Source organism: Cryobacterium cryoconiti (assembly GCF_004403065.1).
Classification (GTDB): domain Bacteria; phylum Actinomycetota; class Actinomycetes; order Actinomycetales; family Microbacteriaceae; genus Cryobacterium; species Cryobacterium cryoconiti.
Window position 1 is genome coordinate 113,527 of sequence record NZ_SOHA01000001.1, and the last position, 14,115, is coordinate 127,641.

General features: G+C 67.7%; 12 protein-coding genes. 8 read left to right on the forward strand and 4 right to left on the reverse strand.

Annotated elements, in window-relative coordinates:
• Positions 1 to 14: 14 nt before the first annotated feature.
• Entirely contained in the window at positions 15 to 866 is an 852-nt protein-coding gene (locus E3T49_RS00535; RefSeq protein WP_277613071.1) for a Cof-type HAD-IIB family hydrolase, read from the reverse strand.
• A gap of 210 nt (positions 867 to 1,076) precedes the next feature.
• Between E3T49_RS00535 and E3T49_RS00540 the strand changes: the two genes are divergently transcribed.
• Positions 1,077 to 4,079: an aminotransferase gene (locus tag E3T49_RS00540; protein WP_241972564.1), complete on the forward strand. Its 3,003-nt coding sequence runs from the start codon at positions 1,077 to 1,079 to the stop codon at positions 4,077 to 4,079.
• Between the two features lie 31 nt (positions 4,080 to 4,110).
• Here E3T49_RS00540 and E3T49_RS00545 read toward each other — a convergent pair whose 3' ends face one another.
• A complete protein-coding gene (locus tag E3T49_RS00545) occupies positions 4,111 to 6,498 on the reverse strand; it encodes an ATP-binding cassette domain-containing protein (protein WP_134422441.1) in 2,388 nt (795 codons plus the stop codon).
• A 220-nt stretch (positions 6,499 to 6,718) separates the two neighbouring features.
• On the opposite strand from E3T49_RS00545, the gene E3T49_RS00550 reads away from it, so the two are divergent.
• The 5 genes from E3T49_RS00550 (at position 6,719) to E3T49_RS00570 (ending at position 10,543) form a co-directional block, all read left to right on the forward strand.
• Positions 6,719 to 8,092 (forward strand): NAD-dependent succinate-semialdehyde dehydrogenase, encoded by a 1,374-nt coding sequence (locus E3T49_RS00550; RefSeq protein WP_134422443.1) that lies wholly within the window; start codon positions 6,719 to 6,721, stop codon positions 8,090 to 8,092.
• Positions 8,093 to 8,213: 121 nt separating this feature from the next.
• A complete protein-coding gene (locus E3T49_RS00555; RefSeq protein ID WP_134422445.1) occupies positions 8,214 to 9,239 on the forward strand; it encodes an aldo/keto reductase in 1,026 nt (341 codons plus the stop codon).
• Positions 9,240 to 9,362: 123 nt separating this feature from the next.
• Positions 9,363 to 9,767 carry an ArsR/SmtB family transcription factor gene (locus E3T49_RS00560; RefSeq protein WP_134422447.1) on the forward strand — a complete coding sequence of 135 codons (405 nt, stop codon included), beginning with the start codon at positions 9,363 to 9,365 and terminating at the stop codon, positions 9,765 to 9,767.
• Positions 9,764 to 10,261 (forward strand): SRPBCC family protein, encoded by a 498-nt coding sequence (locus tag E3T49_RS00565; RefSeq protein ID WP_134422449.1) that lies wholly within the window; start codon positions 9,764 to 9,766, stop codon positions 10,259 to 10,261. The genes E3T49_RS00560 and E3T49_RS00565 overlap by 4 nt, the downstream gene beginning before the upstream one ends.
• 108 nt (positions 10,262 to 10,369) lie before the next feature.
• Positions 10,370 to 10,543 (forward strand): CsbD family protein, encoded by a 174-nt coding sequence (locus E3T49_RS00570; RefSeq protein ID WP_134422451.1) that lies wholly within the window; start codon positions 10,370 to 10,372, stop codon positions 10,541 to 10,543.
• Positions 10,544 to 10,636: 93 nt separating this feature from the next.
• Here E3T49_RS00570 and E3T49_RS00575 read toward each other — a convergent pair whose 3' ends face one another.
• Positions 10,637 to 11,014, reverse strand: coding sequence for a winged helix-turn-helix transcriptional regulator (locus E3T49_RS00575; RefSeq protein ID WP_134422453.1), 378 nt, complete (start codon positions 11,012 to 11,014; stop codon positions 10,637 to 10,639).
• A gap of 96 nt (positions 11,015 to 11,110) precedes the next feature.
• Between E3T49_RS00575 and E3T49_RS00580 the strand changes: the two genes are divergently transcribed.
• Positions 11,111 to 11,965, forward strand: coding sequence for an NAD(P)H-binding protein (locus tag E3T49_RS00580; protein WP_134422455.1), 855 nt, complete (start codon positions 11,111 to 11,113; stop codon positions 11,963 to 11,965).
• A gap of 28 nt (positions 11,966 to 11,993) precedes the next feature.
• On the opposite strand, the gene E3T49_RS00585 is transcribed toward E3T49_RS00580, so the two are convergent.
• Positions 11,994 to 13,514 carry a SulP family inorganic anion transporter gene (locus E3T49_RS00585; RefSeq protein WP_134422457.1) on the reverse strand — a complete coding sequence of 507 codons (1,521 nt, stop codon included), beginning with the start codon at positions 13,512 to 13,514 and terminating at the stop codon, positions 11,994 to 11,996.
• A gap of 219 nt (positions 13,515 to 13,733) precedes the next feature.
• Here E3T49_RS00585 and E3T49_RS00590 point away from each other — a divergent pair, with 219 nt between their 5' ends.
• Positions 13,734 to 14,096, forward strand: a complete 363-nt coding sequence (locus tag E3T49_RS00590) for a MerR family transcriptional regulator (protein ID WP_134422569.1) — start codon at positions 13,734 to 13,736, stop codon at positions 14,094 to 14,096.
• The last annotated feature ends 19 nt before the right edge of the window (positions 14,097 to 14,115 follow it).

A 14,115-nucleotide genomic window follows, 5' to 3' on the forward strand; every position in this document is an offset into this window, starting at 1 on the left:
CTCCGGAGGGGGACTTACCGGGCGTGCACCGGCTCACCCTGCAGGTGCGGGAGGGCGGCAAGGATGCTGCTGACCACGCCAGCCTCCGAGGAGGGCGGTGCGATGTTCACGGCACGCGCCAGGATGCTCGGGTGGCCGTTGGCCATGGCGTAGGAATGCCCCGAGGCGTCGAGCATCTCGGCGTCGTTGAGGTAGTCGCCGAACGCCATCGTCTGGGCCCGGCTGATTCCAAGCTGGTGCTGGAGCCGCTCCAGCGCGCGGCCCTTGTTGGCTCCGTGCCGCATGACATCGACCCAGTTCTCGCCCGAGACCACGATCTCCGAGGGAAGGTCGAGTTCGCGCAGCGCCGGCCCGCTTCGGGTCTCAGCGAAGGAGGGGTCATAGATCGCCAGTTTCAAGATCACGTCGTCGAGCGCGGCGGCCTGAACATCCGCGACGACCTCGACCGCCGCGTAGTACTGGCGCACCTGGCTCACGAAGTGCGCATCGCTGCGCTCGATGTAGGCGCTCCGTGCGCCGCAGACGACGAGCCCCAGGTCGGCACCCGTGGCGGCGGTGGCGCGCACCCAATCCACGATCGGGGCGATGATCGCGGACTCGACGGGTTCGACGTCGATGCTGATGCCGTTCTGCACCACGTTGGTGCCGTTCTCCGCGATGTAGATCAGCCCCTCGTGCTCGCCGAAGATGTTGTGCAGGGTCTGGTACTGGCGTCCGCTGGCCGGCACGAACAGGATCCCGGCCCGATGGAGGTCTTCCAGGAGAGGCCAGAACGCGTCGGGCACGAGGCCGTCATCGCCGAGAAGGGTGCCATCCATATCCGACACGATGAGACGGATGTCGGAGGGCTCTACGGGGTGGTTCACTGCGCCGGCTTTCGGTCGTTGTTGGTTCCCGGGAATAACGAGTGTTCGCTCGCGCACTCGGGCTGTGACGACGACGCTGTCTCTCTTGATGATGTCATCCCTGCCCGCCGGTCTCTGAGTTGCGCACGAAGTGAGCGTTGGGCACACAGAACGGGCGGCCCTGATGGCAAACTGGCAGGATTCACTGCATCATCTGCGAGGAGCGTCGACGTGCCTGGTTTTGATTTCTTCAGCGGAGAAGGACTCGTGCGCCCGGATATCACCGCGGCAGACGCCGAATCGATGGCGGACTCCCTCTTCGGCGTCACGGGCACGGCCCGCGAACTTGGCAGCCAACAGGACCGCAACTTCCTGATCAGCACCGCCGGCAGCGACCAGCGCTACGTGCTCAAGGTCGACAACCCTGCCTTCTCCGCCACCGAGCTGGCCGCGCAGGACGCCGTGATGGTGTTCCTGTCCGGGCGCGGCATGCGGGTGCCGCAGCCGGTGCCGGGGCGAAACGGCAGCAGCCGCCAGCACTGGTCGGCAACGGATGCCGCGATCCTCCCCGTGCGCCTGCTCACCTTCCTCGAGGGTCCGTCGCTCGAGGCGCAGGGCTACCTGGCCCCGTCGGTGGTCAGTGCTCTCGGTCGGCTCTCAGGCACCACGGCGCTGCACCTGCATGACTTCGCGGCGGAGGGCCTCGACCGCACCCTGCAGTGGGACCTGCGCAACGCCAAGGCGGTGATCGACCTGCTGCTGCCCTGGGTGCCGGCGGAAGAGACCCGGGCACAGCTCCGCTTCATTGCCGCCAGCGCCGCCGCGCGCCTCGCGACCGTGGTCCCCACACTGCGGCTGCAGACGATCCACGGGGACGTGACCGACGACAACGTGATCTGCCGGGTGCTGCCGAACGGGCACCACATGCCCGAGGGTGTGATCGACTTCGGCGACCTCGGCACCGGATGGCTGGTGGCGGAGCTGGCGGTCACCGCGGCATCCGTTCTGCACCACGTTCACGGCAATCCGCTGGCGGCACTCGAGGCGATCGTCGCCTTCGATGCGGTCGTTCCCCTGACCGATGACGAGATTGTGGCGCTCTGGCCGCTGATCGTGCTGCGCGGAGCGGTGCTGGTGGCCAGCGGCGAGCAGCAGGTGCAGATCGACGCGGACAACGACTACGCCCGGCACCGGATGGACGCCGAGTGGCGGGTCTTCGCCGCGGCGAGTGCGATCGGCTGGGAGGAAGCGGAAGCGGCCATCCGGCAGGCGCTGGGCCGGCCGGCGGTGGCCGGAGCCGACCCGCGCCCAGCCGACCCGCGCACAGCCGACCCGGGCCCAGCTGACCCGCGCACAGCTGCGCCCGCACCCTTCGTCCCGATGATCCCGGCGCTCGCCGGCGGCGACGTCGAGCTGCTCGACTTCTCCGTGACCAGCACGGCACTCGCCGACGGTCTGTGGCAGCACCCGGACGTCGAGCGGCGACTGACGCGCGCCGCCCTCGCCCGTCACAGCGTCGTCGTCGCTCCCTACGGCCAGTTCCGCCTGACCCGCACCGCGCCGCTCTCCCGAAGAGAACCGGACACCTTCGCCCTGTTCACCGAGGTCTTCCTGGCTGCCGGATCGGCGATCGTCGCGCCCACCCACGCCGTGGTCGCCGAGGTCGACGAGCTCAGCCTGGTGCTGACCCTGGCCGCCGGAGAACTGCGCATCGGCGGGATAACGTCGAACCTCTCGCCGGGGATGTCGGTCGCCGCAGGGGATCATCTGGGGTCCGCGAGGCAGGACGACGACATCCACGCCGCACGGGTGACCGTGCAGGAGGTGGCCCGGCCGGGGCTGCTGCCCCCGCAGTTCACCCGGGGTTCCCGCGCCGCCGCGTGGGCGAGCGTGGCACCGGACCCGGCGCGGTTGCTCGGGCTGGTGCCGCAGGCATCCGTCGCCGATCCGGCCAACGAACTGGCGCGTCGCGGCGCCGTGATGGCCGCGGCGCAGGAGAAGTACTACGACCGGCCGCCGCAGATCGAACGCGGTTGGCAGGAGCTGCTGATCGACACCCGGGGACGCTCCTACGTGGACATGGTCAACAACGTCGCCGTGATCGGGCACAGCCACCCTCGGTTCACCCGGGCCGTGAGCGAGCAGTTGGCGCTGCTCAACACGAACTCCCGCTTTCTCTACTCGGCGTTGGCCGACCTCTGCGAACGCATCGTGGCGAAATCGCCGGACCCGTCCCTCGACACCGTTCTGCTGGTCAACAGCGGCAGCGAGGCGGTCGACCTGGCCCTGCGCCTGGCCCGGATCCACACCGGGAGGCGCAACGTCGTCGCCCTCCGCGAGGGATACCACGGCTGGACGATGGCCTCCGACGCGGTGTCGACCTCCGCCTTCGACAACCCCCACGCGGCCGCCTCCCGGCCCGACTGGGTGCACATCACGGATGTCCCCAACGCCTATCGCGGCACGCACCGGGGCGCCGGGGCCGCGGCGGAATACGCGGCCGACCTGGCCCGGCTGCTGGCCGACCCGACCGGCCCGGGGGAGAGCCTGGCCGCGTTCATCTCGGAGCCCGTGCTCGGCAACGCCGGCGGCGTCGTGCCGCCGCCCGGCTACCTCGCGCTGGTCTACGACCAGGTCCGGGCCCGCGGCGGGCTGTGCATCGCCGACGAGGTGCAGGTGGGCTACGGGCGTCTGGGCAGCCACTTCTGGGGGGTGGCGCAGCAGGGCGTCGTGCCCGACGTGATCACGGTGGCCAAGGCCATGGGCAACGGCTACCCGCTCGGAGCGGTGCTCACCCGCCGCGACATCGCCGAATCCCTGGCCCGGGAGGGCAACTTCTTCTCCTCGGCCGGCGGCAGCCCGGTCAGCTGCGTGGCGGGGCTGGCCGTGCTCGACGTCATCCGGGACGAGTTCCTGCAGCAGAACGCGGAGGCCGTCGGCCGGCACCTGGCAGGCCGGCTCGCCGAACTCGCGCAGCGGCATCCGCTGATCGGAATGGTGCACGGCGTGGGTCTGTACATGGGGGTCGAACTCGTGCGCGACCGGCACACCCGGGAGCCGGCGACCAGCGAGACCGCCGCGATCTGCGAACGGATGCTGGAACTCGGCGTCATCGTGCAGCCCACCTCGGAGCGCCAGAACGTGCTGAAGATCAAGCCGCCGCTCTGCCTGAGCCGGGAGAGCGCCGACTTCTTCGTCGACGCCCTCGACGAGGTGCTGCGGGACGGCTGGTAGCGAGCACAAGACCCGCCGGACACCCTGCCGGTCACCGCCCGACGTAGGTCGCGAGATACTGCCCGGTCAGGGTGGAGCGGGCGGCGACGAGATCGGCGGGTGTGCCCTCGAACACGATCCGGCCGCCGTCGTGGCCGGCTCCGGGGCCGAGGTCGATGATCCAGTCGGCGTGGGCCATGACCGCCTGGTGGTGTTCCACGACGATCACCGACTTGCCGGAATCGACCAGCCGGTCGAGCAGGCCGAGCAGCTGCTCCACGTCGGCGAGGTGGAGCCCGGTGGTCGGCTCGTCCAGAACGTAGACGCCGCCCTTCTCAGACAGATGGGTGGCCAGCTTGAGGCGCTGGCGCTCGCCGCCGGACAGCGTGGTGAGCGGCTGGCCGAGGCTGAGATAGCCCAGCCCCACGTCGACGAGCCCGCCCAGGATGGTGTGCGCGGCGGGCGTCCGCGCCTCGCCGGCGCCGAAGAAGTCCCGGGCCTCGCTGACCGACAGGGCGAGCACCTCACTGATGTCGCGGCCGCCGAGATGGTAGTCCAGCACGGATGCCTCGAACCGCTTGCCCTCGCAGACCTCGCAGGGAGTGGCGACGCCCGCCATCATCGCGAGGTCGGTGAAAACAACGCCGGCGCCGTTGCAGTTGGGGCAGGCACCCTCGGAATTGGAGCTGAACAGGGCCGGCTTCACCCCGTTTGCCTTCGCGAACGCCTTGCGGATCGGGTCGAGCATGCCCGTGTAGGTGGCCGGATTGCTGCGCCGGGAGCCACGGATGCCGCCCTGGTCGATCGACACCACGCCCGCCCCGGCGGGGATCGAACCGTGCACGAGCGAGCTCTTGCCGGAGCCCGCGACGCCCGTCAGCACGACCAGCACGCCGAGCGGCACGTCCACATCCACGTTCCGCAGGTTGTTCTTCGTCGCGCCGCGAATCTCCATTGTGCCGGTGCGGGTGCGCACAGCGGGCTTGAGCGCGGCCCGGTAGTCGAAGTGGCGCCCGGTGAGGGTGCCGCTCGTGCGCAAGCCCTCCACGGTGCCCTCGAAACAGACCGTGCCGCCCGCCGAGCCGGCGCCGGGGCCGAGGTCGACGACGTGGTCGGCGATCACGATCGACTCCGGTTTGTGCTCCACGACGAGCACCGTGTTGCCCTTGTCCCGCAGCTGCAGCAGCAGCGTGTTCATGCGTTCGATGTCATGGGGATGCAGGCCGATCGTGGGCTCGTCGAAGACGTAGGTGACGTCGGTGAGCGACGAGCCCAGGTGCCGGATCATCTTCGTCCGCTGGGCCTCGCCGCCCGAGAGCGTGCCGGCCGGCCGGTCGAGAGACAGGTAACCCAGCCCGATCTCCACGAACGAGTCCAGGATCTGCCGTAGCGCCTGCGTCAGCGGACCCACCGATGGTTCGTCGAGGCCATGAACCCAGGCGGCCAGGTCGCTGATCTGCTGCGAGCAGGCGTCGGCGATGCTGATCCCCGCGATCTTCGACGAGCGAGCCGCCTCGCTCAGGCGGGTGCCGCCGCACTCGGGACAGGGAGCGAACGCGACCGCGCGCTGCACGAAGGCGCGGATATGCGGCTGCAGTGCGTCGACATCCTTGGACAGGAACGACTTCTGCATCTGCGGGATCAGGCCCAGATAGGTCAGGTTGATCCCGTCGATCTTGATCTTGGTCGGTTCCTTGTAGAGCAGGTCGTCCAGTTCTCTGGCCGTGTACCGGCCGATCGGCTTGTCCGGGTCGAACCAGCCGCAGCCGCGGAAGATGCGGCCGTACCAACCGTCCATGGTGTAGCCGGGGATGGTGAGCGCACCCTCGTTGAGTGACTTGGACTCGTCGTACAGCGCGGAACGGTCCACGTCGTTGACCGTGCCCATGCCCTCGCAGCGCGGGCACATGCCGCCGGTGATGCTGAAGCTGCGCCGCTCCTTCACCGTCTTCCCGGCGCGCTCGAGCGTGACCGCTCCGGCCCCGCTGATCGAGGCGACATTGAAGGAGAACGCCTGGGGCGAGCCGATATGCGGCTGTCCGAGCCGGCTGAACAGGATGCGCAGCATCGCGTTGGCATCCGTGGCGGTGCCCACGGTCGAGCGCGCATTGGCGCCCATCCGTTCCTGGTCCACGATGATCGCCGTCGTGAGGCCGTCAAGCACGTCGACGTCGGGTCGCGCCAGCGTGGGCATGAAGCCCTGCACGAAGGCGCTGTAGGTCTCGTTGATCATGCGCTGCGATTCCGCGGCGATGGTGCCGAACACCAGCGAACTCTTGCCGGAGCCGGAGACGCCCGTGAACACCGTCAACCGGCGCTTCGGAAGATCGACGCTCACGTCCTGGAGGTTGTTCACCCGTGCGCCCTGCACGCGGATCAGATCGTGGCTGTCGGCCAGGCGCGACTCGCGCGGGGCATCCGTTCTCGTGGGGGTGCTCATCGTGTCTCCCTCGGTTCAGCGTGCCACCGGTGCGCACACCGACGGGCAGTTCGATCTAACCAGCTTCGCGCCGACGGGCCACAAGCAACAGGTTCTTTTTGCGTGCCGCTGTCAGGCTTTTCCCTCGCGACTGCGTCAGACTGTACCGCAGGCATGCGTCCTGCGCGGCAGGGCCCGTTCCTTTTTTCGATCGGCGTTTTTCGACACCTACGGAGAGAACATGAACAAGTACGCAGTCACGAATCCCGCGACCGGGCTCAGCGAAACCAGCTTCCCCCTGGCAACGGATGCCGAGGTCACCGACGCCATCGGGGCTGCGGATCGGGCCCACAAGGAGCTGGCCCGAGGAACGTCGGTTGCCGAGCGGGCCGCGCTCATGCAGCGGGTCGCGGATCTGCACTCCGAGCGCCGTGAAGAGCTGGCCGCCCTGATCGTGCGGGAGATGGGCAAACCCCTCGAGCAGGCCCTCGGCGAGGTGGACTTCTCGGCGGACATCTACGCGTACTACGCCAGCCACGGCGAGGCGTTCCTCGCCGACGAACCGATCGAGCTGCTCGCCGGTGAGGGTTCCGCGTTCATCCGCAGCGCGTCCCTGGGCGTGCTCCTGGGGATCATGCCGTGGAACTTCCCGTACTACCAGGTTGCCCGCTTCGCCGGCCCGAACATGGTGCTCGGCAACACGATCGTGCTCAAGCACGCCTCGCAGTGCCCCGAGTCCGCCGCCGCCATCGAGCAGATCTTCGCGGATGCCGGCTTCCCCGACGGTGCCTACCGCAACCTGTACGCGTCCAGCGCCCAGATCGCCGACATCATCATCCCCGACCCGCGCGTCTGCGGCGTGTCGCTGACCGGTTCGGAGGGCGCCGGTGCGGCGGTCGCCGAGGTCGCCGGTCGCAACCTCAAGAAGGTCGTGCTCGAGCTGGGCGGATCCGACCCGTTCATCGTGCTCAGCACCGACAACCTCGAGGAAGCCGTCGACGCCGCCGTCGCGGCTCGCATCGACAACTCCGGCCAGTCCTGCAACGCGGCCAAGCGTTTCATCGTGATCGACGGCCTGTTCGACTCCTTCGTGGAACTCTTCACGGCGAAGATCGCCGGCAACGTTCCGGCAGACCCGACGTCACCGGAGACGACCCTGGGACCGCTCTCGTCGGTCGGCGCCGCCGAGAACCTCGAGGAGCAGCTGCAGCGCGCCGAGACGCAGGGGGCGACGGTCACCCTGCGTGGGCGCCGCGACGGTGCCTTCTTCTCGCCGACCGTGCTCACCGGGGTGTCCCCGCAGAGCGACGCCTACCGGGAGGAGTTCTTCGGACCGGTGGCTGCCATCTATCGCGTGCAGAACGAGGCCGAGGCCGTCGAGGTGGCCAACGACATCCCCTACGGTCTGGGTTCCTACCTCTTCACCACGGATCCGGAGCAGGCCCTGCGGGTCGCGGACCAGATCGAGGCCGGGATGGTCTTCATCAACGGCTCGCTCCTGGACGGCGCCGAGCTGCCCTTCGGCGGCGTGAAGCGGTCCGGTTTCGGCCGCGAGCTGGGACGCTTCGGCATCGCGGAGTTCGCCAACAAGAAGCTCATCCGCATCCTCAAGTGACACCGGGTGGCGCGCCGACCGTCCAGAACGGCGGCGCGCCACCCGCCTGCAGCACACTGGGGCATCCGTCGCGGCCAGCGTGGTCTCGGGTGCCCCGCCTCGAACCAGAACAGGAATCACCATGCGGTATCGCACACTCGGCAACAGCGGCGCGGTCGTATCGACCTACGCCCTCGGCACCATGACGTTCGGCGCGGAGGCCGATCAGGAGACGGCCCACACCCTCCTGGACTCCTATGTGGAGGCCGGAGGAACTTTCGTCGACACCGCGGATGTCTACAGTTCCGGCGTCTCGGAGGAGATGATCGGGTCCTGGCTGGCGTCACACCCGACCGAGCGAGAGCAGATCGTTCTCGCGACCAAAGGCCGGTTCCCCATGGGCAGCGGCCCCAACGATCGGGGAACCAGCCGCCGGCACCTGAGCCGGGCGCTGGACGATTCGCTGCGCCGGCTGGGCACGGATCACGTCGACCTGTACCAACTGCACGCCTGGGACCCGGTGACGCCGCTGGAGGAAACCCTGCGCTTCCTCGACGACGCCGTTCGAAGCGGCAAGATCGGCTACTACGGGTTCTCGAACTTTCTGGGCTGGCAGCTGACGAAGGCCGTGCATGTGGCGCGGGCGCTGGGTTTCACGCCGCCGGTCACCCTGCAGCCGCAGTACAGTCTGCTCGTGCGTGAGATCGAATCGGAGATCGTTCCAGCGGCGCTCGACGCCGGTCTGGGGCTCCTGCCGTGGTCACCGCTCGGCGGGGGGTGGTTGTCGGGCAAATACCGGCGCGACACGGACCCCACCGGGGCCACGCGTCTCGGCGAGGACCCCGCGCGCGGCATGGAAGCCTGGGCTCCCCGCAACAGTCAGGAGCGCACCTGGCGCATCATCGACGCCGTTGCCGGGATTGCCGCGGAGGTCGGCGCCACGAGTGCGCAGGTGTCCCTCGCCTGGCTCGAGGCGCAGCCGGCGGTGACCTCGGTGATCCTCGGGGCACGCAGTGTCGAGCAGCTCACGGAGAACCTGGCAGCGGCACAGGTCCAGCTCAGCGCTGAGCACCTCGAACAGCTCAACGCGGTGAGCGCTCCCGTGGTCTCCGACTACCCCTACGGTGAGGCGGCGCGCGGCCAACGATCCCGCACGGTCGGTTTCTAGGGCGACCTGCTCTCGACCACCGGGGTAGGCCCGGTGGTCGAGCTCGTCGAGACCCTCTAGTGGTGCTTCTTAGCGAGAAAAATGCTTGCATCGGACCTGGAGCCGGGAGTAAAGTGCAACCAAATGGTTGTATTTGATCTGCAGGATGACGAGGTCGACCGCATCTTCCAGGCGCTCGCCGACGTGACGCGCCGAGACATCGTGGTGCGCGTCACGCAGCGGGAACAGTCGGTCTCGGCGCTTGCCGCGAGCTATGCGATGAGCTTCGCCGCGGTGCAGAAACACGTGGCGGTGCTCGAGCGGGCACGCCTCGTCGTCAAGGAGAGGCGGGGGAGGGAGCAGATCGTGCACCCGAACCCCGGCACCGTGCGCGAGGCGGCTCGCCTGCTCGAGCATTTCGAGGAACTGTGGCGCTTTCGCGCCCAGAGCATCAGCGACATCCTGTCGGAAGACCGAGAAGAAGACCGAGAAGAAGACCGAGAAGAAGACCGAGAAGACCGAGAAGACCGAGAAGGAGAGAGATCATGACCGTGATCAGTTCGAACAAGGACATCGAGGCGCTGACCCTCACATTCGTGGCCGAGTTTGACGCGAGTGCCCAGCGGGTGTGGCAGCTCTGGGAGGACCCGCGCCAGCTGGAGCGTTGGTGGGGTCCACCGACCTGGCCGGCGACCTTCGAACGGCACGACTTCGTGCCCGGCGGGCGGTCGAACTATGTGATGACCGGGCCTGAGGGCGAGAAGGGACCCGGCTGGTGGGTGACCACGCTGATCCAGCCGCCCTACCGGTTGGAGTTCGAGGACGGCTTCGCCGACGAGAACGGCGACCCGGTGGTCGAGATGGGGTCGGTGCGCGCCGTCGTCACCCTGGAGGAGACCGAGGGCCGCACCCGGATGACCACGGTGTCGACGTTTGCGAATCTGGAACAGATGCAGCAGATGTCCGCGATGGGGATGGAAGAGGGCATGCGTGAGGCCATGGGGCAGATCGATCTGCTGCTCGCCGAGGACGACAGCGCCTGACGGGTGCGCGGCCGCGACCTCGCGTGCGGGTGTGACGAATTCGGCCTGGGTTACGTCTTAGAGGTGTAGGCCACCGCCTACACGACACCGACGCGAATCGAGAGTCCAATGAGTGCATCCGACAAGATCCAGAACGCCGCTGAAGACCTCAAGGGCAAGGCCACCGAGGCGGTAGGCAAGGCGACCAACGACGACTCCAAGGTCGCCGAGGGCCAGGCCGAGCAGCGGTCCGCCAGCGCGAAGAAGGCCGGCGAGAACGTCAAGGACGTCTTCAAGCGCTAGTTCGTCAACTCGACGTCACATCAACGGATGGCGCGGCGCCCCCAGAGGGCTGCCGCGCCATCCGTTTGCGTTCGGCCCCGTTCTCAGCCTGGGTCAGCGGCCGGTCGACGTGATCTCGTCGGCGTTGTCGGCGATCCAGTCCATCAGGGGGAGGAGCCGCAGGGCGAGCTCGTGGCCCAGCTCCGTCAGCTCGTAGTCGACGCGAGGCGGAATGGATGCCTGTGCCTCCCGGTGCACGAAGCCGTCGGCCTCGAGGGTGCGCAGCGTTGACGCCAGCATCTTCTCGCTGATCCCCTCGATGGCGCGCCGCAGCTCTCCCCAGCGCAGCGACTCCTGCTGGAGTGCGAGCAGGATGAGCACGCCCCATTTGCTGGTGACATGGTCGAGGACGGTGCGGGTGGCGCACTTTTTCGGGAACACGCCGTCGGTGACGCCGGGTCGGGCCCGGGAAACCTCAAAACTAACCTTCATGTAGGTAGCTTACAAATAAGTGGGTACCTGCACGGGGGAAGTATCGGCCCGGCTGCGTCGTTGACACGGACAAGCAACCGGAAGGACACCACCCTCATGTCATACATCGTCACCGCCACCACAGGTCACCTGGGCCGCCTGATCGTCGATTCCCTGCTCGCGCGCGGCACGGCACCCACCAGTATCGTGGCCACCGCCCGCAACGCCCAGAAGCTGTCGGCACTCGCCGAGCTCGGCGTGAAGACTGCCGTACTCGACTACACGCAGCCGGAGACGGTGGCTGCGGTCGTGCAGTCCGGCGATGTGCTCGTGCTCGTGTCCGGCAGCGAACTGGGGCATCGCTTCCAGCAGCACTCGGCAGTGATCACGGCTGCCCAGGCCGCGGGCGTGAGCCGGATCGTCTACACCAGCGCCCCTCGGGCCACGACCTCCGACCTGCTGCTGGCGCCCGAGCACAAGGCCACTGAGGAGTTCCTGATCGCGTCGGGCGTGCCCTTCACCATCCTGCGCAACGGCTGGTACACCGAGAACTACGCCGGCGAGATCGACAAGGCTCGCCAGTCCGGCGAGATCGTCGCGAGCGTCGGCCACGGCACGGTGTCCAGCGCGAGCCGCGCCGACTACGCGGATGCCGCGGCGGCAGCCCTCCTGGACGACTCACTGACCGGGCAGACCCTCGAGCTCTCCGGCGACCACGCCTGGGACTTCGACGAGCTCGCGGCGACCATCGGCACGCTCATCGGCAGGGACGTCACCTTCCGCAACCTCACGCCGGACGCGCATACGGAGATGCTGACGGGATTCGGACTCGATGCGGGCCTGGTGGGTTTCGTCGTGGGGCTCGACGGCAACATCCGTGACGGTCTGCTCGGTGAGGCCAATGGCGACCTCGCACGCCTCATCGGCAGGCCGACGACCCCGCTGGCCGTGGGTCTCGCCGCCGGCCTGTAGGGCACCGGGAGTCGGGGAGACCCGGTCGCTAGTGGCCGCCGCCCAGGTTTCCGGCCAGGCGGCTGTGCATCGTCGAACTGGCTTCGTTCATGCCCTCGATCACCACACGCTTGCCGTGGCGTTCGTACTTGCTGGTGATGGCGTCGAGTGCGGCGACGGTCGAGGCATCCCAGATGTGGGAGTTCGCAACGTCGATCACGATGCGGTCCGGGTCGTCCGCGTATTCGAACTGGGTCGTGAGGTCGTTGCTGGAGGCGAAGAACAGAGCCCCGGTGACCGTGTAATAGGCGGTGGGAACGGGTTCGCCCTCGGGCAGGGTACGCTCCACATTCACGAAGTGGGCGACGCGGCGGGCGAACGCGACCATGGCCACGAGCACCCCCACCATGACGCCGATGGCCAGGTTGTGGGTGAGCACGATCACGATCACGGTCGAGAGCATGACGCTGGTCTCGCTCTTGGGCATGCGCTTGAGGGTGCTCCAGCGGATGCTGTGCCAGTCGAAGGTGAGGTAGGAAACGATGATCATGACCGACACCAGGGCGGCCATCGGAACGACGGCGAGTACGTCGCCGAGCCCGAGGACCAGGATCAGCAGGAAGACACCGGCAAGGAAGGTGGAGATGCGGGTGCGGGCACCGGAGGCCTTCACGTTGATCATGGTCTGACCGATCATGGCGCAGCCGCCCATGCCGCCGAAGAGGCCGGAGAGCATGTTGGAGACGCCCTGGCCCCAGGCTTCGCGCGTCTTGTGCGAGTGGGTGTCGGTGACCTCGTCGACGATTTTGGCGGCCATCAGCGATTCGAGGATGCCGACCATCGCCATACCGAGCGCGAACGGGGCGATGATCGTGAAGGTCTCCCAGGTCAACGGAACGTTCGGGATGAACAGTTCGGGCAGGCTCTCGGGAAGGTCGCCCTGATCGCCGATGGTCGGCACGTTGATCGCGATGACGACGGTGGCGATGGTCAGCACGACGATCGCCACCAGCGGCGCGGGAATGACCTTCGTGATGCGTGGCATCACGATCATGATGAGGATGCCGACCGCGACCAGCGGGTAGACCATGAACGGCACATTCAGCAGCTGCGGCAATTGAGCCGTGAAGATCAGGATCGCCAGGGCGTTCACGAAGCCGACCATGACGCTGCGGGGGATGAATCGCATGATCTTGGCCACACCGATCACGGCCAGGATGATTTGGAAGACGCCGGCGAGGATGACGGTGGCGATGAAGTAGTCCATGCCGTAGTCACGCGCCACTGGGGCGATGACGAGTGCGATGGCGCCGGTGGCGGCGGTGATCATCGCGGGCCGACCGCCGAGGAACGAGATGGACACGGCCATGACGAAGGATGAGAACAGGCCGACGCGCGGGTCGACGCCGGCGATGATCGAGAACGCGATGGCTTCGGGGATGAGTGCCATGGCGACCACGAGGCCGGCGAGCACCTCCCGGGTGAGGATACGCGGTGTGCGCAGAGCGGTCATCACCGTCGGCTCGGCCTGATAGCGATTGGGCGCGGGTGTTTTCTGCAGAATAGCCATGGGGCCTCCAGCGAGGGGGTCTCAATGAGAAACCGGGATGGGAAAGGAAGAGGGGGAGGGGCGCCGCGATGCGCACGCCGACACTGCCACAGACGACAATGGGGGTGGGCTGACATTGTGATATCAGCCGCCACCCGCAACACTACTCTAACGTTAGGGTTGGGTGTTAGTCGATGAACAGAAGGATCGGGGATAACCGTGGATGCAGCGACGGGGACGATGCACATAGGCGAGCTGGCCGAGAAGACCGGATTGTCGTTGCGCACCATTCGTCACTACGACGAGATCGGCCTGCTCACGGCGTCCGGCCGCACCGAGGGCGGGTTCCGTCTGTATACACAGGACCACCTGTCGCGGCTGATCCTGATTCGCCGGATGAAGCCGCTCGGTTTCTCACTCGAGGAAATGATCGACCTGCTGACGATCATCGACACCCTCGAGGGTGGGGAGTCCGGATCGGACAACCCGGAGGTGCGGAACGAGCTGGGTGGGTTCATCAGCCAGGCCGTCGAACGGCGGGAAAAGCTGCAGGAGCAGCTGAACATGGCCGACGAATTCCTGGACCTGCTGCGCCGCCAGTAGGGGCAACAGGCGTGCGACG